This is a genomic window from Pantoea sp. ABR1s (genome assembly GCF_057812235.1).
In genome coordinates, this window is the sequence record NZ_CM173823.1 from 652,264 (window position 1) to 673,944 (window position 21,681).

Sequence of the window (21,681 nt, forward strand, 5' to 3'; positions counted from 1 at the left end):
GCTGGCCTGTTATTATCGCGCTGCATTAACCGATAAAAGCGTGCGGATAGAAACGGGAAAGATCCTGCGTGATCAGGTCGCGATCTTCCCGCAGGCCGATACCGGCCGGTTGATCGTCAATCAGCCAGCTGCCGATCAGCGTATAGCTGTCGCCAAACTTAGGCAGCGGATGGAACTGCTGGACGATCATTCCCTCTTCGTCATACGGCCCATCGACGCGGGCGATCTCCTGACCATTTTCCACGATGCGGATGTTGGCACCTTCACGTGAAAACAGCGGCTTCACCACATATTTGTCCATGTGCGGCACGTCATCTTCCGCGAACCAGGCGGGCAGCAGGTTAGGGTGATTCGGAAACATCTCCCACAGCAACGGCAGCAAGGCTTTATTCGAGATAATGCTTTTCCAGGCCGGTTCCAGCCAGCGCACGCCAGCATCGCCCAGCTTGGTGGAGAACATCTCACGCAGCATGAATTCCCACGGATAGAGCTTGAACAGGTTGCTAATCACCTGATCCTGGGCGTCGGTAAATTCCCCTTTCTCGCCCAGTCCAATTTCATCCATGTAGAGAAACTCACTCGGCAGTCCCGCTTCGGTGGCGCAATCCTGAAGATATTGCACGGTGCCGCGATCTTCGTCGGTGTCACGGCAGCAGGCGAAGTGCAGCCAGTTGAAGCCGTGCTGCTGATGTAACGCGGCGAAGCGTTCAATCAGCTTTTCCTGCAGGCTATTAAACTGATCGCTGCCTGCGGGGAGCTGACCGGCGTTAAGCTGGTCCTCCAGCCATAGCCACTGGAAAAATGCCGCTTCATACAGCGAGGTCGGCGTATCGGCATTGTTCTCCAGCAGCTTTACATCGCCTTTGCCATCCCAGGCGAGATCCAGACGAGAGTAAAGCGAAGGCTGACGCTGATGCCATGAATCGCGCACAAAGTCCCAGGTGTGTTTAGGAATGCGGAATTTAGCCAGCAGCGCTTCGCTGTTAACCACTTTTTCCACCACCTGCAGGCACATTTGATGTAATTCAGCGGTCACATCTTCCAGATGCTCGATTTGCGCTAGCGTGAACTGATAATAAGCATCTTCACACCAGTAGGGTTCACCATGCATGGTGTGAAAACGAAAACCGAACTCGGTGGCTTTTTCGCGCCAGCCTGGGCGCTCTGAAATGGCAATGCGTTCCATCGGGGCGTTAGCCTCCCATTGAGCGGCTGGAAGTGCCGCTGGCGCTGCTACGCTGCATGCTGTTCTGCTTCGCGACGGTTTCACCAAAGCCACCACGGGTAATGGTGGAGGTGGTAGCCGGTTTTGGTGCCAGCGCCGTTTTCGGCACGGTCATGCTTTTGCCGGATGTTGCTGCACCATAATTACGGCCTGATGCATCAACAAACTGACCATTGGCCGGGCTGCGGGCATTTTTCGGTGAGAAGAGCGGTTGCTGTGCAAAGCCCGAACCACCGCCCATCATGCGACCCATCATGTAACCTGCCATCAGTGGCATCCAGAAGCTGCCGCCACTCTGCTGCGATTCGGCATTAGTGGTGCCCACGCCCGCCTGAGCCGGTGTCTGCTGACACTGGTTTTCACCAAATTCAGCGACACAATCTTCACGCGTGGCATATTTTGGCGCGGTGCGTTCCGCCTCTTTTTTCGCTTCATTGAATGCGGTAGTACATTGCGCACTCTGGCCCGGATTGGCTTTTGAACAGTCATCGGCATTCTGGTACATCGAAACTGTTTCGTCGTTCTGTTCACAGCCAGCCAGCATAAATACCGCCGAAACGGCGATAGCAACGGGCGTTAAATGGCGTGCCTGCCAGCTTTTGCGAAAAGCGGCATAGCGAATAGATTTTGTGCGTTTCATTATGATTATCCTGTGCCCAAAGGTAGCGCATAGAATAGGGGATGGGGGGGTAAAATTGAAGCTGGAGGCCTGATGCAACAGGGATCTTTACTTAGTTATACGTTCAACAGAGAGACGGGCCGCAAAGCAGCCCGTCCGCTCATTAATTACCGAAAGGATTACCGCTGCTGTGGCGAGCCGCAGGACGTGCTGCCTCAGAAGAGCCGGTTGCTGCCGGACCGCTATCCACGCGCGCGGTCTGCTGTGCATTTTCCGGTGCTACCGTTTCCGGTGAGGTCGGGATCTCTTTACCCAGCTGGCTGTTCAGTTTCTGCAGGCTCTGCTCATTGAGCGTACCCAGCGCATAGCTGATATTCAGCTGGTTAATCAGATAGCTATAGCGCGCATCAGAGAGCTGCTGCTTAGCGTTGTAGAGCACGGTGGTTGCATCCAGCACATCAACGATAGTACGCGTACCAACCTGATAGCCCGCTTCTGACGCATCCAGAGAGCTTTGCGCAGAGACCACGGCCTGTTTATAAGCGTTGATGCTGCTGATAGAAGCATTCACGTTGTTAAACGATGAGCGGACTGTCTGAACCGCAGAGCGGTGCGCGCTTTCCAGTGATTCACTGGCGCTGACGAAGCTGTACTGCGCCTGTTTCACCTGAGAGGTGACGCTGCCGCCGCTATAGAGTGGCAGTGAGAAGCTCAGACCCACCTGGTTAGAACCGGTAATGGAGTCAGTAGACCCCTGGCTCTGGTTCGCACGGCTGCCGCCATATTTGCTGTTCGACATGCCGGTAGAGGCTGTCAGACCCAGCGTCGGCATGTGACCAGCTTCAGCGGAGCGGATCTGCTCACGGGCTAAATCCTGGTTCAGACGCGCAGAGAGCAGCGACAGGTTACGGCTTTCCGCCTGCTTAAGCAGCGCGCTGACCGGTTCGGGCTTATCGGTTCTGAAGCGATCAATGCTCAGCGACGCCAGCGACATGTAGTCCATGCCGGTGATCTGACGCAGCGTTTCCACGTTGTTATCAAGGTTATTACGCGCGGTCACTTCGTTAGCCAGCACGCTGTCATATTGCGCACGGGCGTTCTGTACGTCAGTAATGGCAACCAGACCAACGTTAAAGCGCTGGGTAGTTTGATCCAGTTCGCGATAGATCGACTGTTTCTGCGCTTCGGTGTAAGAAAGGGTATCAATCGCTTTCAGCACGTTAAAGTAGGCGGTCGCGGTGTTCAGAATCAGATCCTGCTGCGCCACCTGATAGGTCACATCCTGAATACCGGCAGCTTTTTCCTGCAAGGTCAGTGCGCGCCATTTCGACATGTCGAAAATAGTCTGGGTTAATTGCAGCGAGCCGCTGGTCGTGTTGGAATGGAGACCGCTACTGTCGCGATAGCCGTTGTTATAGGTGTAGTCTGCACCCAGGCCGAGCTGGGGTAATAATGGGCTACGCGCTTCGTTGATTTTCTCAAAGGCAGAATCGCGATCGGCAGCGGCGCTGCGCAGATCCGGGTTGCTCAGACGTGCTTGTTGATAAACCTGAAGCAGGTCTTCGGCCTGGCTGGCGAAGCTGAAACCGCCCAGGCTCAGCCCAATAAAAAATGGGAGCAGTTTTTTCATTTGCATTCCTTTTGTTGCAGCAAATTGCAGTGGGTGCGCTGCCGGGTAAGCCAAAAAATTATCGCCGATTCTAGCAGAGGGCAACTGTGAGATAAGTTGGCTGAACGTGCCTTCTCCCCCTAATTTACGTAAATAATTCAGAAAGAACCACTTACATGGAGCACGGTTACAGGCTTTTTTCGCTCCACCTCAATCTGCATAAGGAACCCGATGATGCCGGAAGAAAAAAAATCCCCTGTGACTTTCACAAAAAACGATGTAGAAATTATTGCACGCGAAACCGTCTATGATGGTTTTTTTTCCGTCGTACGTTATCGCTTCCGCCACCGCCAGTTTAACGGCGAAATGAGTGGGGAAGTACAGCGCGAAGTTTTTGAGCGCGGACATGCCGCCGTGCTGCTACCTTATGATCCCTTACGCGATGAAGTGGTGCTGATTGAACAGATCCGCATCCCGGCTTATGACAGCAGTGTTTCGCCCTGGCTGCTGGAGATGGTCGCCGGCATTATTGAGCCCGGTGAATCTGTCGAGCAGGTCGTGCGCCGTGAAGCCGTTGAAGAAGCAGGATTAGAGGTCGGCCGGATTAAGCCCATGCTTAACTATCTGGCCAGCCCTGGCGGCACCAGCGAACGTCTGTCGGTGCTGATTGGGGAAGTGGATGCCAGCCAGGCAGAGGGATGCCATGGTCTGGAGGAAGAGAATGAGGATATTCTTGTCCATGTGGTGAGCCGCGAACAGGCTTACCGCTGGGTGGAAGAGGGGATAATTGACAATGCGGCGTCTGTCATCGCCCTGCAATGGCTGGCGTTGCACCATGAGAAACTACGCGAAGAGTGGATACAAAAATGAAACAGCGCTATACCCCTGACTTTCCCGAAATGATGCGGCTCTGCGAAACCAATTTCGCCCAGTTACGCCGCCTGCTGCCGCGTAACGATGAGGCGGGAGAATCGGTGATCTATCAGGTGAGTGGCGCCCGTTATCAGCTGACGATCCAGGAGTCCACACGCTACACCACGCTGGTGGAGATCCGCCAGGTCGCGCCTGCCGTGAGTTACTGGAGTCTGCCCTCGATGTCGGTAAGGCTCTATCACGATGCGATGGTCGCCGAAGTGTGTTCAACTCAACAGATCTATCGTTTCAAAGCGCGCTATGATTATCCTAATAAAAAATTGCATCAGCGCGATGAAAAACATCAGATAAACCAGTTTCTCGCAGACTGGCTGCGCTACTGCCTGGCACATGGTGCGATGGCAGTTCCGGTCTGCTGATGCGTATAATGCAGTAAATGGCGTGGAGACGAAGGAAACGCTTTGGATAGCCTGCTAACTCTTCCTGCAGCGAACGGTTCCGAAATCAGGATTTTGCAAATCACGGATACCCACCTGTTCGCGGGAAAACATGAATCGCTGCTTGGGGTGAACACCTGGTCGAGCTATAAAGCGGTGCTGGATGCGATTATTGCGCAACATCGCGACTACGACCTGATTATCGCCACCGGCGATCTCGCCCAGGATCACTCTATCGAAGCCTATCAGCATTTTGCTGAGGGCATCTCACGTTTGCCGCGGCCCTGCGTCTGGCTGCCCGGTAATCACGATTTTCAGCCCGCGATGTTCGACACGCTGGCAGCCGCTCATATCAATGCCCACAAGCAGGTGCTGGTGGGTGAACAGTGGCAGATTGTGTTGCTGGACAGCCAGGTCTCGGGTGTGCCGCACGGGATGCTGAGCGATTATCAGCTGGAGTGGCTCGATAACGCGCTGGCCCGCTATCCGCAACGTCACACGCTGGTGCTGCTGCACCACCATCCGCTGGCCTCTGGCTGCACCTGGCTCGATCAGCACAGCCTGCGCAACTCACATCAGCTCGATGCGGTGTTACAGCATTACCCGTTAGCCCGGACGCTGGTCTGTGGTCATATTCACCAGGAGCTGGATCTTGAGTGGCACGGTCGTCGTGTGCTGGCCACCCCTTCAACCTGCGTTCAGTTCAAACCGCACTGCACCAGCTTTACGATCGACACCGTGGCACCAGGCTGGCGCTGGTTCACGCTGTATCCGGATGGCGGCCTTGAGACCGAGGTTAACCGGCTCGACACCGACGCTTTTCGTCCCGATTTAGACTCAGAAGGATACTGACGCGTGGCGGCATTACTCTATCTGCACGGTTTTAACAGCTCGCCGCAGTCGGCTAAGGCGACGCAGTTCCGGCAATGGTTAGAGGCGCAGCATCCGGAGATCGAAATGATCGTGCCCCAGCTGCCGACGTTTCCGGCCGATGCCGCCGCAATGCTGGAAGATCTGGTACTGAGCCGCAGTGGCGAAACGCTGGGGCTGGTAGGCTCGTCGCTGGGCGGTTATTACGCCACCTGGCTGTCGCAATGCTTTATGCTGCCTGCTGTGGTCGTCAATCCTGCGGTGCGGCCTTTTGAGCTGCTGGCGGATTTCCTGGGTGAAAATCAGAATCCCTACACCGGCCAGCAATATGTGTTAGAGTCACGCCACATTTACGATCTGAAAGTAATGCAGATTGAACCGCTGGAAGCGCCCGATTTACTCTGGCTGCTGCAACAGACCGGCGATGAAGTTCTCGATTACCGTCAGGCGCTCGACTATTACAGCGCGTGCCGTCACACGGTAGAAGAGGGCGGAAATCATGCATTTACTGGATTCGAGCGCCATTTCCCGCAGATTCTGGACTTTCTCGGTCTGAATCATCCCTGAGTAATGCGGAAATCGCACCCCATTTCACCCTTCTAATCAGACATTTACGATGAGTCAATCTAACTATAACGCGGATGCCATTGAGGTCCTGACTGGCCTTGAGCCTGTTCGCCGTCGCCCGGGGATGTACACCGATACGACGCGACCCAACCATTTGGGTCAGGAAGTGATTGATAACAGCGTCGATGAGGCGCTGGGCGGCCACGCGAAGCGGGTTGAAGTGATTCTGCACGCTGACCAGTCGCTGGAAGTTATTGATGATGGTCGCGGCATGCCGGTGGATATTCACCCGGAAGAGGGCGTGCCTGCCGTCGAGCTGATCCTGTGTCGTCTGCACGCGGGCGGCAAGTTCTCCAATAAAAACTATCAGTTCTCGGGCGGCCTGCACGGCGTTGGCATCTCGGTGGTGAACGCCCTGTCAAAACGCGTCGAAGTCACGGTGCGCCGTAATGGTGAAATCTATGACATGGCGTTTGAGAATGGCGACAAAGTCCAGGATCTCACGGTTACCGGCACGGTGGCTAAACGCAACACCGGCACGCGCGTCCATTTCTGGCCCGATGAAAGCTTTTTCGACAGCCCACGTTTTTCGGTGTCACGCTTATCACATCTGCTGAAAGCCAAAGCGGTGCTCTGCCCTGGCGTTGAGATTGTCTTTAAAGACAAGCTGAACAATACCGAACAGACCTGGTGCTACGAAGATGGCCTGACTGACTACCTGTGCGAAGCGGTGAATGGCTTACCGACGCTGCCGGAAAAACCGTTTGTCGGCAGCTTTGCTGGCGATGTGGAAGCGGTTGACTGGGCGCTGTTGTGGCTGCCGGAAGGCGGCGAGCTGTTAACTGAAAGCTACGTTAACCTGATCCCGACCATGCAAGGCGGGACTCACGTCAACGGCCTGCGTCAGGGGCTGCTGGATGCGATGCGCGAGTTCTGCGAATACCGCAACATTCTGCCGCGTGGCGTGAAGCTCTCCGCTGAAGATATCTGGGATCGCTGCGCCTATGTGCTGTCGGTAAAAATGCAGGATCCGCAGTTCGCCGGGCAGACCAAAGAGCGTCTCTCTTCACGTCAGTGCGCAGCCTTTGTCTCTGGCGTGGTAAAAGATGCCTTCAGCCTGTGGCTGAACCAGAATATCCAGATCGCAGAGCAGCTGGCTGAGCTGGCGATCTCCAGCGCCCAGCGACGTATGCGGGCAGCCAAAAAAGTGGTGCGTAAAAAGCTCACCAGCGGTCCGGCTCTGCCGGGCAAACTGGCGGACTGCACCGCGCAGGATCTGAATAAAACAGAACTGTTCCTGGTCGAAGGGGACTCGGCAGGCGGCTCGGCCAAGCAGGCGCGCGATCGTGAATATCAGGCGATCATGCCGCTTAAGGGCAAGATCCTTAACACCTGGGAAGTCTCTTCCGATGAGGTGCTGGCGTCGCAGGAAGTGCATGATATTTCCGTGGCGATCGGCATCGATCCCGACAGCGAAGATCTTTCACAGCTGCGCTACGGCAAGATCTGCATTCTGGCGGATGCGGACTCGGATGGTCTGCACATCGCCACGCTGCTGTGTGCCCTGTTCGTGAAACATTTCCGTTCACTGGTCAGAAACGGACACGTCTACGTTGCCATGCCGCCGCTCTACCGTATCGATCTCGGAAAAGAGGTCTACTACGCGCTGGATGAAGATGAGAAAGAGGGCGTGCTGGAGCAGCTGAAACGCAAAAAGGGCAAACCTAACGTTCAGCGCTTTAAAGGGCTGGGTGAGATGAACCCTTTGCAGCTGCGCGAAACAACGCTGGATCCGAATACCCGCCGTCTGGTACAGCTGACCATCAGTGAAGAGGATATCGACCAGACGCTGCGCATGATGGATATGCTGCTGGCGAAGAAACGCTCCGAAGACCGGCGTAACTGGTTGCAGGAAAAAGGCGACAAGGCCGATATCGAAGTGTAAAAAAACAGGACGCGAAAGCGTCCTGTTCTCTTTGTGCTTCAGCCAGCACATCCCCAGAGAACCCGGCAGATTCAGAGCAGAGACAGTAATCCTTGTGAAAATTACCCTGGAAGAATTACGCGCCTGGGTGGCGGTGGTGGACAGCGGTTCCATTACCTCGGCGGCATCCCAGCTGGCGCAGACCAGTTCGGGCATCAGCCGGGCGTTGTCCCGGCTGGAGAGCAAGCTGCAGACCACCCTGCTGCATCGCACCACCCGACGGCTGGCGCTGACCGAAGAGGGACAGGTTTTTCTGGAGCATGCGCGCCAGATCCTGGCCTCGGTTGAGCAGGCCGAAGAGCAGATAGCCCTGCGGCGCGAGATGCCGTCAGGGCGGCTGCGGGTAAACGCCGCCACCCCTTTTATGCTGCATGTGATTGTGCCGCTGGTGGACGATTTCCGCGCCCGCTATCCCCTGATCCAGCTTGAACTGAATACCGACGATATCCTGATCGATCTGCTGGAGCAGCAAACGGACATTGCTATTCGCATCGGCGAACTGCGCGACTCTACGCTGCGCGCCCGGATGCTTGGCAGCAGTGCGATCCGGCTGATGGCCAGTCCGGCCTATCTGGCGAAAGCGGGCACCCCGCAGAGCGTGGCCGATCTCGCGCAGCATCAAATCATCGGCTTCAGCCATCTTGAGGCGCACAACGTCTGGCCGATCTGGCAGCCTGATGGCGATTTCATGCGCATTAAGCCCACAATCTCTGCCTCCAGCGGCGAAACCATCCGGCAACTGGCGCTGGCAGGACAGGGGATCGCACGCCTCTCCGACTTTGTCAGCCGGGAAGATTGCGCGGCAGGCCGGCTGGTGCCGGTTCTCCCCGCTGAAACCCGCGAGCTGCGGTTGCCGGTGCATGCGGTCTATTACCGCAACACCACGCTCTCTTCGCGCATCGGCTGCTTCCTGGATTTTCTCCGCACCGAGATTGATCGGCGTCAGCTGCTGTGATCTCTCCTGGCATAATAAAAAACCCCTGTCATAGGGCAGGGGTTTGGAGATGCTGGCAAGTCTGGCCGGATTCGCTGTGAGATTGTGCTTGCACAGGGAACACGGTCAGATCGGAAAGACGCTCAAGCCAGTCCCTGGTCGCTCTACCCGCGCCATCCCTGGCGCGGGACGCTTTCCTCTTCTGACCGTGTTCCCTTCGCGTTGAGCTAATTCATTGCTGCCAGAGGCACTCAGGTTTGAGGTTGTCAGCAGCCTGACCCCTTTTACCGAAAAGGGGTTAAGCCTTCAGCACGAATCAGGCGCTGGGTTCCAGCACCAGAATCTTCACATCCACCACATCATCTTTAATGATGGCGCGATGCGCATCCATGTGCGGCATCTGCTGATGCTGCTCCAGATGACGCAGCGTTTCCCACTGTTCCAGCATAAAAATGGAGTCCGGCGAGTTCTGTTTCCACGGCACCTGCGCCTGATGGTCCAGCAGCGCGTCATACTGATGGCAGCCTTCTTCTTCTAAAACCAGCGGGATCAGTTTTTTCACCGCATCCAGCACGGCCTGACGACGACCGGGTTTGACACAAATTTCAGCAACGACTGTTAACATTCGCGAATTCCTCTTTCATGGGAAAATAGGGGGTATCCCCCAGCCATCTTACGCAAAAACGCGACTAAGATGGGTCCGATAAGCGGCAATATCGCGTGGCACGTCCGGCGCTTTAATCACATCGTTGCAGATAAAGGTCGGCAGCGCTTCCATGCCCAGGAACTGGTTGGCTTTGTGGAAGTGCAGATAAAGACCGTCAACGCCGACACCTTCAAAGAACTGCTCCGGGTCGGTAAAGGCCTGCAGCGGCGCGTTCCAGGTCAGTGACAGCATATATTTTTTGCCCTGCAGCAGACCGCCGGAACCATATTTCTTTGCCGCATCAGAACGGGTACGGCCATCGCTGGCGTAGAGCGAGCCGTGGCCTTCGGTAAAGACTTCATCGATGTAACGCTTCACGGTCCACGGCTCGCCCATCCACCAGCCTGGCATCTGATAAATCACCACATCACTGTCGACATATTTCTGCACTTCATCTGCGACCACGTAGTCGCTGTCAGCCAGGGTCACAGACACCTCATGCCCCATGTCACGCAACTGGCTGGCCGCAACGTCGGTCAGCGTGTGGTTCAGTTCGCCTTTAGAGTGGGCAAAGGTTTTGCCGCCATCGATAATTAAAATCTTGCTCATGAATAGTTTGCCTCATTTCCTGAATATGGCGCTTAGCTTACGCGCGCTACGGTCGCAGAAAAATGGGAGGTTGATCACAACACTTTTGCTGTGGAAGCAACAATGCGCCGGTTTATGGCACCATCGGCAGGCAAACTCACCATGAAAACAATTAAAGAAAAACGCAAAATGAAAAAAATAGTCTTCGCTTTGCTGCTGGCCAGCAATGCTGTCCAGGCACAATCTCATCTCGACACCATCCTCAGTTCTAAAACGCTTAAGGTCTGCACCACCGGGGATTACAAGCCTTACAGCTACCTGCGACCCGATGGTCAGTATGAAGGGCTGGATATCAGCATGGCGAACGCGCTGGCTACCTCGCTCGGCGCGAAAGTGGAGTGGGTGCCAACCAGCTGGAAAAACCTGATGCCCGATTTTCTGGCAAAGCAGTGTGATATCGCCGTCGGCGGCATCTCCGTCACGCTGAAACGCCAGCAGACCGCCTGGTTCGCCCGGCCGCTGGATGTGGATGGCAAAATCCCGCTGGTGCGCTGCAGCGATAAAGATCGCTTCCAGACCATCGAACAGCTCAACCGGCCTGACGTGCGGCTGATTGAACCGGCAGGCGGCACCAACGAAGCCTTTGTGCATAGCCACCTGCCAAAGGCCTCACTGACGCTGTTCCACGATAACGTCACCATCTTCCGGCAACTGGTGGACAACAATGCGGATGTGATGATCACCGATGCCTCTGAAGCGCGTTTTCAGCAGCAACATTACCCGACGCTCTGCGCGATCAATCCCGACAAACCGCTGCAGTATGGCGAGAAGGCTTACATGATTCCGCGCGACGATATCAGCTGGAAGCTCTATGTCGATCAGTGGCTGCATCTCAGCACAGCCACCGGCGAATATCGTGACATTGCCCGCCAGTGGATGGGCGCAAAGCCCTGAGCCACTTCCACAGAGAGGTCAGACACTTGCCGGTCTGAATCCGGCGTGCCTCCGGCACATAAAATCGCGCGGCGGGACGCCTGCTCTCCCGCGCTTCCCCTGTGACTAACACCAGCGAATAAGGTACTATCCTCGCCAAACCACCGCCGGGTGTCCCGCCGTTGTGGGCCACGATGTGAGGATGAGAAATTAATGAGTGAACTGACTCAGGATGGTGCAGAGCGTCTTGCCCTGCACACATTCACCGAGAATGCGTACTTAAACTATTCGATGTACGTCATCATGGACCGCGCCCTGCCTTACATTGGCGACGGATTAAAGCCGGTTCAGCGACGTATCGTCTACGCCATGTCCGAACTGGGACTTAGCGCCAGCGCAAAATTCAAAAAATCGGCGCGTACCGTAGGTGACGTGCTGGGTAAATACCATCCGCACGGCGACAGCGCCTGTTATGAAGCGATGGTGCTGATGGCGCAGCCGTTCTCCTACCGTTATCCGCTGGTCGATGGCCAGGGTAACTGGGGTGCACCGGATGATCCCAAGTCGTTCGCGGCGATGCGTTACACCGAATCCCGCCTGTCAAAATATGCCGAGCTGCTGCTGGGTGAGCTGGGTCAGGGGACGGTCGATTATCAGCCGAACTTTGATGGCACGCTGCAGGAGCCGAAGATGTTACCGGCGCGCCTGCCCAATATTCTGCTGAACGGCACCACCGGGATTGCCGTGGGTATGGCGACCGATATTCCGCCGCACAACCTGCGCGAAGTGGCTCAGGCCGCCATCGCACTGATCGACTCGCCGAAAACCACGCTGGAACAGCTGCTGGATATTGTCCAGGGGCCTGATTATCCTACAGAGGCGGAGATCATCACGCCGCGTGACGAGATCCGCAAAATCTATCAGACCGGTCGCGGCTCGATTCGCCAGCGTGCAGTCTGGAAGAAGGAAGAGGGCGAGGCGGTGATTACCGCGCTGCCGCATCAGGTGTCGGGCGCGCGCGTGCTGGAGCAGATTGCGAACCAGATGCGCAATAAAAAACTGCCGATGGTGGAGGATCTGCGTGATGAATCGGATCACGAAAACCCGACCCGCTTGGTGATCGTTCCGCGCTCCAACCGCGTCGATCTCGATCAGGTGATGAACCATCTGTTCGCCACCACCGATCTGGAAAAGAGCTACCGCGTTAACCTCAACATGATCGGGCTGGATAACCGCCCGGCGGTGAAAAATCTGCATGAGATCCTGACCGAATGGCTGGTGTTCCGCCGCGATACGGTCAAACGTCGTCTGAATCACCGCCTGGATCGCGTGCTGCGCCGCCTGCATATCCTTGAAGGTTTGCTGGTTGCGTTCCTGAACATCGATGAAGTGATCGAGATCATCCGTACTGAGGATGAGCCTAAGCCGGTCCTGATGTCACGCTTTGGCATCAGCGAAACCCAGGCCGAATCGATCCTCGAACTGAAGTTGCGCCACCTGGCAAAACTGGAAGAGATGAAGATCCGTGGCGAGCAGGCGGAGCTGGAAAAAGAGCGCGATCAGCTGCAAGCCACGCTGGCCTCTGAACGCAAGATGAACACCCTGCTGAAAAAAGAGTTACAGGCTGACAGCGCCAGTTACGGCGACGATCGTCGCTCGCCGCTGCGTGAGCGTGAAGAAGCCAAAGCCCTGAGCGAAACCGAGCTGGTGCCGTCTGAACCGGTGACCATTGTGCTGTCGCAGATGGGCTGGGTGCGTAGCGCCAAAGGCCACGATATCGATCCAGCCGGACTCAGCTACAAAGCCGGCGACAGCTATCTGGCTGCGGCACGCGGCAAGAGCAATCAGCCGGTGGCCTTTATCGACTCCACCGGCCGCAGCTACACTCTGGATCCGACGTCGCTGCCTTCCGCGCGCGGGCAGGGCGAGCCGCTGACCGGCAAGCTGACGCCACCGCCGGGTGCGGTAGTTGAACAGGTGCTGATGGAGCCGGATGACCAGCGCCTGCTGATGGCCTCTGATGCGGGTTATGGCTTTATCTGTACCTTCAGTGATCTGGTGTCGCGCAACCGCGCCGGTAAAGCGCTGCTGACGCTGCCGGAAAACGCCCGTGTGATGACGCCGATGGCCGTCCATCATGAAGATGACATGCTGCTGGCGATCACCCAGGCGGGACGGATGCTGATGTTCCCGGTCGGGGAGCTGCCGCAGATGTCGAAAGGCAAGGGCAACAAAATCATCTCGATTCCATCCGCGGAAGCGGCCGCCGGTCAGGACAAACTGGCCTGGCTGATGATTTTACCGCCGGGCAGCGCTATCACGCTGCACGTAGGCAAGCGTAAAATGCTGCTGCGCAGTGAAGAGCTACAAAAATTCCGCGCCGATCGCGGACGTCGCGGCACGCTGTTACCGCGCGGCCTGCAAAAAATTGATCGTGTTGAACTGGATGCGCCTGCGCGTCCGGCGAGCCCGGATAGCGAAGCGTAAACTACCCGGCTGACACCGCGTCAGCCGTGGCTCAATGAGGGAACTATGTTACTGATTCTGCGTGCCATTATTGTCGTCATCTATTCGATCTTAGTCTGTATATCTGGCTGTATCTGGTGTCTGTTTTCACCGCGCAATCCGCGTCATGTCGCCACATTTGGCCATCTGTTCGGCAAACTGTCGACGGTGTTTGGCCTTAAAGTAGAACTGCGCAGACCGGAAGGTGCTGAGAATTATGGTAATGCGATCTACATCGCGAACCATCAGAACAACTACGACATGGTCACCGCGGCTAAAATGGTGCAGCCCTGTACGGTGACGGTGGGCAAGAAGAGCCTGTTGTGGGTGCCATTTTTTGGCCTGCTCTACTGGCTGACCGGGAACTTGTTGATCGATCGCGATGACCGTGCAAAAGCACGCGGCACGATCGGTCAGCTGGTGGATGAGTTTAACAGTAAGCGCATCTCCATCTGGATGTTCCCGGAAGGGACGCGCAGTCGTGGCCGCGGCCTGCTGCCGTTTAAAACCGGTGCCTTTCACGCCGCAGTGGCGGCGGGTGTGCCGATCATTCCGATTGTGGTCTCTAACACGCATGGCAAGATCAACCTCAATCGCTGGAAAAACGGGCTGGTGATCGTTGAGATGCTGCCACCGATTGATGTAAAGGCTTTCGAGTCGTCGTCGGTGCGTAAGCTGGCGACCCACTGTCGCGAACTGATGGCGGCAAAGCTGGAAGAGCTGAACGCCGAAGTCGCAGAACGCGAAAAAAACGGAAATATCTGACCGGCGAACCATTCGCCGAACTATCCTGCAGGGATGCCGCACGGCGGGGCACGTCCGCCCGCCGTGAACGCAGCACAGCAAAAACAGATCAATAAAAACAGGGTCGGCGCTTAGCGCCACGCGTAAAGGGTCAGAAGTTTTATGTCTTTCAGCAGACGTCAGTTCATCCAGCTTTCTGCCGGAGCGGCGCTTAGCGCCAGTGTACTACCTCATGCGGCGCGTGCCGCTTCTTCAGCTAATGGCGACACGCCACTTCCGGTTCCGCCGTTGCTGGAATCCCGTCGCGGCCAGCCGCTGTTCCTGACAATGCAGCGCAGCCACTGGTCTTTTAATGGCGACAACAACAAAGTGCCGGTGTGGGGCATTAATGGCCTCTATCTTGGCCCGACCGTCCGGGTTTACAGCGGCGATGACGTTAAGCTGATCTACAGCAACCGTCTGAACGAGCCGGTCTCCATGACTATCAGCGGCCTGCAGTTGCCGGGCGCGCTGATGGGTGGCGCGCCGCGTATGATGTCAGCCGGTGTCGACTGGTCGCCGGTGCTGCCGATTCGTCAGGCGGCCTCAACCTGCTGGTATCACGCCAACACGCCGAACCGCATGGCTCCGCACATCTATAACGGACTGGCGGGGATGTGGCTGGTGGAAGATGATATTGGCAGGCAGCTGCCGTTGCCGAAGCATTACGGCGTCGATGACTTCCCGATTATCATTCAGGACAAGCGGCTCGATAACTTTGCCACGCCGGTCTATGACCCGCCGCAGGATGGTGGTTTCCTGGGCGACACGCTGCTGGTGAATGGCGTACGCAATCCGTTTGTGGAAGTATCACGCGGCTGGGTGCGTCTGCGTCTGCTGAACGCCTCGAATGCGCGCCGCTATGAGATGGTGCTCAGCGACAATCGCCCGTTTATGGTCATCGCCAGCGATCAGGGCTATCTGCCTGCGCCGGTGGCGGTGCAGCGCCTGTCACTGGCGCCGGGCGAACGCCGCGAAGTGCTGGTGGATATGTCGCAGGGCGATGAAGTGTCGATTACCGCAGGTACGGCGGCGGGCATTATGGATCGGCTGCGCGGCTTCTTTGAGCCATCCTCCATTCTGACGTCAACCCTGATCCTGACGCTGCGGCCAACCGGCTTGCTGCCGCTGGTGACGGATAATCTGCCGATGCGGCTGCTGGCCGATCAGATTCTGGATGGCGTGGCGGTTCGCACCCGTGAATTCCGCATCGGTGACAGCATGCCGGGCATTAACGGCGCGATCTGGGATATGAGCCGCATTGACACCACGGCACAGCAGGGCACCTTTGAGCGCTGGATCCTGCATGCTGACCGGCCACAGTCGCTGCATATCCAGGGCGTGATGTTCCTGATTAAAAGTGTGAATGGTGCACAGCCGATGGGCGAAGATCGTGGCTGGAAAGATACGGTGTGGGTGGATGGCAGCGTGGAACTGATGGTCACTTTCCCGCAAAGTTCGTCAGATCACTTCCCGTTCGTCTACTACAGTCAGACGCTGGAACTGGCCGACCGCGGTACTGCCGGTCAGCTGGTGGTGCAGCCCAGCGCATAACAGCGCGGTCAGGCAGGGAGAGCCCGCCTGACCGCGTTAATCGTTAGCTGCCCCAGCCGCAGGGCAGATAAGGTGAGCTCACCTGGTGACGCCCAGCCTTAGTTAAAGGTTTCCGGATCCGGCCCCAGACGATTGCCGCTGTCCAGCTTCGCAATATCGCTCACTTCATGCTTGTCCAGACGGAAGTCGAACACCTTAAAGTTCTCTTCAATGCGGGCTGGTGTCACCGACTTCGGAATCACCACCAGGCCGCTATCCAGATGCCAGCGGATCACGATCTGTGCCGGCGTCTTGCCATATTTCTTAGCCAGCGACTTGATGATCTCCTGATCGAAGACCCCTTTGCCGCCCTGCGCCAGCGGACTCCAGGATTCTGTCTGGATCTGATGCAGTGCGTTCCACGCATGCAGCGTGCGCTGCTGTAGCATCGGGTGCAGCTCAATCTGGTTCACCACCGGCGTGACACCGGTTTCATCCAGCAGTCGCTTCAGATGCGCCTCATGGAAGTTACAGACGCCGATACTTTTAGTCAGCCCCTGCTGCTGCAGTTCAATCATCTTCTTCCAGGCATCGACATAATTGTCTTTTTCCGGGCACGGCCAGTGCATCAGATAGAGATCAACCTGCTCCAGTTTCAGTTTCTCCAGGCTGGTTTCCATCGCCTGCTGAACGTTCTGCTGATCGTCGTTCCAGAGTTTGGTGGTCACGAAAATCTCTTCTCGCGGCACGTCAGTTTCCTGCAGTGCCTGGCCAATCGCCTCTTCATTCTTATAGGCGGCGGCGGTATCGATTGAGCGATAGCCGACCTCCAGCGCTTTCAGCACCGCATGACGTGCATCTTCAATGCTGGCCTGCCACACACCGAGTCCGAGTTGCGGCATCATATTGCCATCGCGCAGTTTGATAATGGGTTGGTCTGCCATAGTTGCTCCTTTCCGTTGCGGTTAATCCGTGAGATTTCACTGTGCTTAAGTCTAGCCAACAATTCTCAGCCTGCTTAGCTGAGGCAACAACAGCGGTTCTGCCGCCATGCCCGATCCGGTAAATTTCTTGCCTGATTCTCCAGGCTGCTGGTGATTCAGGCATTCGCACGGCACACTGGTTTTTTGCCCGTAAAAGGAGTCGCTATGGCGCACGATGCCCTGTGTCACCGGCTGGCGCAGCAGGTCGTCACATTAATGACCCATGGTCACGACCGTCTTTGTCCGGTCGAAAATGTGTCGCTGATTTACGCTAATCAATATCGTCCCCGTACGCCGATGATGTATCAGCCCGGCATTGTGATCCTGTTTCAGGGCAGCAAAACCGGCTATCTCGGCAGCACGGTGTTTCAGTATGACGCCAGCAAGTACCTGATGCTCACTGTGCCGCTGCCGGTGGAGTGCGAAACCTGGGCCTCGCCAGAGGTGCCGATTGCCGGGCTGTGCCTTAATGTCGATACCGCCAGCCTGCAGGATCTGCTGATTGAAATCGGCGATGACGATCAGTTCCAGCCGCAGCCGCAGACCTCGGGGATCCACTCGGCGTGGCTGACGGAACCGATGCTGTGTGCCGCTGAGCGGCTGCTTGATGTGATGACCCAGCCGCGCGATGCGCGGGTGCTGGGGCCGCACATCGTGCGGGAGATTATCTACTACGTGCTGACTGGCCCGATTGGTGGTGCGCTGCTCTCACTGGTGAGCCGACAGACGCAATTCAGCCTGATCGCGCGTGCCCTGCGACGGATTGAGAATCACTATGCGGAAAACCTCAGCGTCGATGCGCTGGCGGCGGAAGTGAACATGAGCGTTTCAGCCTTTCATCACAACTTTAAAGCGGTCACGCAGACGTCGCCCCTGCAGTATCTCAAGCGATATCGCCTGCATCAGGCGCGATTGCTGATGCTGCACGATGGACTGAAAGCGAGTGCGGCGGCGGTGCGGGTTGGCTATGAAAGTCCCTCACAGTTTTCGCGGGAATTTAAGCGCTATTTTGGCGTGACGCCAGGGGAAGAGGTGAATCGTGTGCGGCAGACGGTAGCGGATCCGTCCGCCTGAGTGGCGGCGGATCCTGATGCTACGCGCTGACGTCAGGCCTGTTTCTGCCGACGCTTTTTCCAGATAACCAGAATGCTGCCAAACAGCCCGAGAAACAGCAACACCATCGGCAGTATCATCAGGATCGCCATCACCTGATCTTCATGACGCTTGATGAACGGCACCTGGCTGATGCCATAGCCAAACGTCACGACGATGCCGACCCACAGCACGCCGCTGAGCCAGTTGAACAGTTGAAAGCGACCATTCTGCAAGCCCGCAATGCCCGCCATGGTCGGCAGGATCGTCCGGATGAAAGCCAGAAAACGGCCCACCAGCAGCGCCATCAGGCCGTGACGGTTAAACATATTCCAGGCACGCTGGTGATACTGCGCGGGCAGATGCATCAGCCAGCTCTTCACCAGCCGGGTATTCCCCAGCCAGCGACCCTGCAGATAGCTCAGCCAGCAGCCCAGGCTGGCGGCGGTGGTGAGGATCACCATCGTCGGCACAAAATCCATCACCCCTTTTGCCACCATCGCACCCGCCAGCAGCAGCAGGCTGTCGCCCGGCAGGAAAGAGGCGGGTAACAGCCCATTTTCCAGAAACAGCGTCAGGAACATCACGCCGTACACCACCCACACCACATCCGGATTTGCCAGCGCGGCAAAATCCTGATGCCAGAGCGCGTGGACAATCTCGTGTAAAACACCCATTTGCTATTCCATCACGTCACAAGGAACTATCCGTCTGCATTCAGGCAATCGGTCGCGGCGCTGCGCAATAAATGCAGCGACCTCACTGATGACCTGAACGGTCTGGGATAAATTTTAACAATAAATGAGCAGCAGCCCGGCAAACTCTGCGGGTGGCCGCTACCCGGTTCATCTTCTGTTTAGCGTCTGTTTATCTTTTGCCTGAGTTTATTAACGCGTCAGGCGCGCAAAACCGGCGTCCAGGTCAGCCAGCAGATCGTCAACGTGCTCCAGACCAATATGCAGTCGCACCAGCGTACCGGTGAAGTCGACTCCACCCGCCGGACGAATCGCGGCCAGCTCTTCCGGCTGATTCGCCAGGATCAGCGATTCATAGCCGCCCCAGGAGTACGCCATGCTGAAATGATGGAAGTGATCGAGATATTCCGCCAGCTGGGGCGCGCTGAGTTTTTCCTGCAGGATAAAAGAGAACAGGCCGCTGCTGCCGTTAAAATCACGCTGCCAGAACTGATGACCTTTGCTCTGCGCCAGCGCCGGGTGATTAACCCGCGCCACTTCGGGACGCGCTGCCAGCCACTCTGCCACCTGAATCGCGCTCTCTTCATGCTGACGCAGACGGGTACCCAGCGTGCGCAGCCCCCGACTCGCCATATAGGCTGTGTCGGCATCGACCATCTGACCCATCAGATAGGAGTTCTCGCGCAGCTGATCGATACAGCGCGCATTGGCGACCGCCGTGCCGATCATCGCATCGCTGTGACCAATCAGATATTTGGTGCCCGCCTGAATCGAAATATCGATGCCGTGCGCCAGCGCATCAAATAAAATACCGGCCGCCCAGGTGTTGTCGATCATAATGATCGCCTCGGGCGCTTTGGCGCGAACCGCCGCCACAATCGCCGGAATATCCTGAACTTCCATCGTGATAGAGGCCGGTGATTCCAGGAAAACGACCCGGGTATTGGGCTGCACCAGCTCACCGATTTCACTGCCGATACAGTGATCGAACCAGCCCGTTGAAACCTGCAGCTTAGTCAGGATCTTAGTACAGAAATCCTGGGTCGGTTCATAGACTGCGCCACTCATCAGCACGTGGTCGCCCGCCTCGACAAACGCCAGAATCGCGTTCGCCACGGCAGCCGCGCCGCAGGGGTAGAGCACACAGCCTGCGCCGCCTTCCAGCTCCGTCATCGCATCCTGCAGCGCAAAGTGCGTCAGAGTGCCACGACGGCCATAAAAGAGTTCGCCTTTTGCCCGACCGGCGGTGGCGCGTTTCTTCTCCGCGACCGTATCAAAAACCAGCGAGGAGGCCCGTTGAATCACACTGTTCACCGAGCCCTGGGTATAACGCTTGCTGCGCCCTGCACTGACGAGCGTGGTATCAATTTTTCTGGTGGTCATGAGTCGCCTTTGCCGCTTCTGACTAAGCCCTCACGTTACCACGAAACGACCAGCAGGGTTGAGACTCAATGGTGATTATCAGAGTGCTTCGCAGGATGAAAATCGGGTCCGCCACCGGACCCGATTTTGCCGACGCTACATCACGCCCATCAGGCGCGGTAACCAGAGGGAGATGGCGGGAATATAGGTAATCAGCATCAGCACGATAAACAGCATGCCGTAAAACGGCAGCATGGCTCTGACCACCTGCTCGATTTTCTGCTTACTGACCGCACTGGCGACAAACAGTACCGTACCGACCGGCGGGGTGATCAGGCCGATCCCGAGGTTGGTCAGCATGATCATGCCGAAGTGAACCGGATCGACGCCAAGCGCGGTGGCGACCGGCAACAGCACTGGCGTCAGGATCAGGATCAGCGGTGCCATATCCATCAGCGTTCCCACCACCAGTAGCAGGATGTTGATACACATCAGGATCACATATTTGTTATCGGAGAGGCTGGTAAAGGCCTCGGTGATAATCGTCGGCAGTTGCATAAAGGTCATCACCGCGCCAAACCCGGCCGCGAAGGCGATCAGCACCATCACGATGGTGACGGTTTTAATGGTGCGGAACAGCAGGATATGCAGCTGGCTCCATTTAAAGTCGCGGTAGATAAACATGGTGACGAAAAAGGCCCAGATACAGGCGATCGCGGCGGACTCCGAGGCGGTAAAGATGCCGGAGAGAATGCCACCCATAATGATCACCACGGTAAACAGGCCCCAGAACGCGTCGAAGAAGATTTTCAGCGCCTGACGAAACGGAATACGTTCTCCTTTGGGATAGCCGCGTTTATGGGCAAAACCCAGGCACATTATCATCAGGCAGCCCCCCAGCAGCAGGCCGGGAAAGATACCGGCAACAAACAGCGAGGAGATGGTCACCATGCCGCCGGTCGCCAGCGAGTAAATCACCGAGTTGTGGCTGGGTGGCGTCAGCACCGCCTGCACTGAGCCGCTGGCGGTTACTGCGGCGGCGAAATCACGCGGATAGCCTTTCTCCTCCATCTGCGGAATCATCACCGAGCCAATCGAGGCGGTATCCGCCACCGATGAGCCGGAAATCGCGCCGAAGAAGGTCGAGGCGACAATGTTCACCAGCGACAGGCCACCGCGAATAAAGCCGACAAAGATATAGGCGAAGTTGACCAGCCGCCGGGCAATCCCACCCTCCGCCATAATCGCACCCGCGAGAATAAAGAACGGGATAGTCAGCAGCGAAAATTTGTTAATGCCGTTGGTCACCTGAATCACCACCGCTTCCAGCGGCAGATCGATCCACCAGGCGCCAATAAAGGCGCTCAGCCCCACCGCAAAGGCGACCGGAAAACCCACCATCAGCAACACCAGCAAACTGCCTATCAAGATCAATGCATCCAT

The 21,681-nt window shown here is 56.7% G+C and carries 20 protein-coding genes; 11 read left to right on the forward strand and 9 right to left on the reverse strand.

The window, feature by feature from the left end:
• Positions 1–25: 25 nt before the first annotated feature.
• From ACXKZD_RS03145 to tolC, 3 genes are all read right to left on the reverse strand, one after another.
• Positions 26–1,186: a glutathionylspermidine synthase family protein gene (locus ACXKZD_RS03145; protein ID WP_488981857.1), complete on the reverse strand. Its 1,161-nt coding sequence runs from the start codon at positions 1,184–1,186 to the stop codon at positions 26–28.
• A 7-nt stretch (positions 1,187–1,193) separates the two neighbouring features.
• Positions 1,194–1,865: a DUF1190 family protein gene (locus tag ACXKZD_RS03150; RefSeq protein WP_010249037.1), complete on the reverse strand. Its 672-nt coding sequence runs from the start codon at positions 1,863–1,865 to the stop codon at positions 1,194–1,196.
• 142 nt (positions 1,866–2,007) lie between these two features.
• Complete coding sequence (tolC, locus tag ACXKZD_RS03155) at positions 2,008–3,474, reverse strand: outer membrane channel protein TolC (RefSeq protein WP_010249035.1); 1,467 nt, start codon at positions 3,472–3,474, stop codon at positions 2,008–2,010.
• Between the two features lie 213 nt (positions 3,475–3,687).
• Here tolC and nudF point away from each other — a divergent pair, with 213 nt between their 5' ends.
• From nudF to ACXKZD_RS03185, 6 genes are all read left to right on the forward strand, one after another.
• Complete coding sequence (gene nudF, locus ACXKZD_RS03160) at positions 3,688–4,323, forward strand: ADP-ribose diphosphatase (protein WP_033758832.1); 636 nt, start codon at positions 3,688–3,690, stop codon at positions 4,321–4,323.
• Positions 4,320–4,745 carry a DUF1249 family protein gene (locus ACXKZD_RS03165; protein WP_008925735.1) on the forward strand — a complete coding sequence of 142 codons (426 nt, stop codon included), beginning with the start codon at positions 4,320–4,322 and terminating at the stop codon, positions 4,743–4,745. Before nudF ends, ACXKZD_RS03165 begins: the two co-directional genes overlap by 4 nt.
• 42 nt (positions 4,746–4,787) lie before the next feature.
• On the forward strand, positions 4,788–5,615 hold the full coding sequence (gene cpdA / locus ACXKZD_RS03170; RefSeq protein WP_022623882.1) for a 3',5'-cyclic-AMP phosphodiesterase: 828 nt from the start codon (positions 4,788–4,790) through the stop codon (positions 5,613–5,615).
• Positions 5,616–5,618: 3 nt separating this feature from the next.
• Positions 5,619–6,200 carry an esterase YqiA gene (gene yqiA / locus ACXKZD_RS03175; protein ID WP_010249032.1) on the forward strand — a complete coding sequence of 194 codons (582 nt, stop codon included), beginning with the start codon at positions 5,619–5,621 and terminating at the stop codon, positions 6,198–6,200.
• Between the two features lie 49 nt (positions 6,201–6,249).
• Complete coding sequence (gene parE, locus ACXKZD_RS03180; protein ID WP_010249031.1) at positions 6,250–8,145, forward strand: DNA topoisomerase IV subunit B; 1,896 nt, start codon at positions 6,250–6,252, stop codon at positions 8,143–8,145.
• Between the two features lie 94 nt (positions 8,146–8,239).
• The gene (locus ACXKZD_RS03185; protein WP_033758830.1) at positions 8,240–9,139 is read left to right on the forward strand and encodes a LysR substrate-binding domain-containing protein; all 900 of its coding nucleotides are present in this window, start codon (positions 8,240–8,242) and stop codon (positions 9,137–9,139) included.
• A 295-nt stretch (positions 9,140–9,434) separates the two neighbouring features.
• Here ACXKZD_RS03185 and ACXKZD_RS03190 read toward each other — a convergent pair whose 3' ends face one another.
• Together ACXKZD_RS03190 and ACXKZD_RS03195 are read right to left on the reverse strand one after the other, a co-directional pair.
• Positions 9,435–9,743 carry a putative quinol monooxygenase gene (locus ACXKZD_RS03190; RefSeq protein WP_010249029.1) on the reverse strand — a complete coding sequence of 103 codons (309 nt, stop codon included), beginning with the start codon at positions 9,741–9,743 and terminating at the stop codon, positions 9,435–9,437.
• 48 nt (positions 9,744–9,791) lie between these two features.
• Positions 9,792–10,373 carry an NAD(P)H-dependent oxidoreductase gene (locus ACXKZD_RS03195; protein WP_010249028.1) on the reverse strand — a complete coding sequence of 194 codons (582 nt, stop codon included), beginning with the start codon at positions 10,371–10,373 and terminating at the stop codon, positions 9,792–9,794.
• 114 nt (positions 10,374–10,487) lie between these two features.
• Between ACXKZD_RS03195 and ACXKZD_RS03200 the strand changes: the two genes are divergently transcribed.
• From ACXKZD_RS03200 to ftsP, 4 genes are all read left to right on the forward strand, one after another.
• Positions 10,488–11,306, forward strand: coding sequence for a transporter substrate-binding domain-containing protein (locus ACXKZD_RS03200; RefSeq protein WP_033785661.1), 819 nt, complete (start codon positions 10,488–10,490; stop codon positions 11,304–11,306).
• Positions 11,307–11,498: 192 nt separating this feature from the next.
• Entirely contained in the window at positions 11,499–13,772 is a 2,274-nt protein-coding gene (parC, locus tag ACXKZD_RS03205) for a DNA topoisomerase IV subunit A (RefSeq protein ID WP_010671122.1), read from the forward strand.
• Positions 13,773–13,817: 45 nt separating this feature from the next.
• Entirely contained in the window at positions 13,818–14,555 is a 738-nt protein-coding gene (locus ACXKZD_RS03210) for a 1-acylglycerol-3-phosphate O-acyltransferase (protein ID WP_010671121.1), read from the forward strand.
• Positions 14,556–14,696: 141 nt separating this feature from the next.
• Complete coding sequence (gene ftsP, locus ACXKZD_RS03215; protein WP_010249023.1) at positions 14,697–16,127, forward strand: cell division protein FtsP; 1,431 nt, start codon at positions 14,697–14,699, stop codon at positions 16,125–16,127.
• A gap of 98 nt (positions 16,128–16,225) precedes the next feature.
• Here ftsP and dkgA read toward each other — a convergent pair whose 3' ends face one another.
• Positions 16,226–17,050 (reverse strand): 2,5-didehydrogluconate reductase DkgA, encoded by an 825-nt coding sequence (gene dkgA / locus ACXKZD_RS03220; RefSeq protein WP_010249022.1) that lies wholly within the window; start codon positions 17,048–17,050, stop codon positions 16,226–16,228.
• 204 nt (positions 17,051–17,254) lie between these two features.
• Between dkgA and ACXKZD_RS03225 the strand changes: the two genes are divergently transcribed.
• The gene (locus ACXKZD_RS03225; RefSeq protein WP_010249021.1) at positions 17,255–18,163 is read left to right on the forward strand and encodes an AraC family transcriptional regulator; all 909 of its coding nucleotides are present in this window, start codon (positions 17,255–17,257) and stop codon (positions 18,161–18,163) included.
• Between the two features lie 32 nt (positions 18,164–18,195).
• Here ACXKZD_RS03225 and ACXKZD_RS03230 read toward each other — a convergent pair whose 3' ends face one another.
• The 3 genes from ACXKZD_RS03230 to ACXKZD_RS03240 all read right to left on the reverse strand — a co-directional run bounded on the left by ACXKZD_RS03230 (position 18,196) and on the right by ACXKZD_RS03240 (position 21,681).
• Positions 18,196–18,858, reverse strand: coding sequence for a DedA family protein (locus ACXKZD_RS03230; RefSeq protein WP_010249020.1), 663 nt, complete (start codon positions 18,856–18,858; stop codon positions 18,196–18,198).
• Between the two features lie 210 nt (positions 18,859–19,068).
• The gene (metC, locus tag ACXKZD_RS03235; RefSeq protein ID WP_010671119.1) at positions 19,069–20,259 is read right to left on the reverse strand and encodes a cystathionine beta-lyase; all 1,191 of its coding nucleotides are present in this window, start codon (positions 20,257–20,259) and stop codon (positions 19,069–19,071) included.
• 135 nt (positions 20,260–20,394) lie between these two features.
• Positions 20,395–21,681, reverse strand: coding sequence for a TRAP transporter large permease (locus ACXKZD_RS03240; protein ID WP_022623879.1), 1,287 nt, complete (start codon positions 21,679–21,681; stop codon positions 20,395–20,397).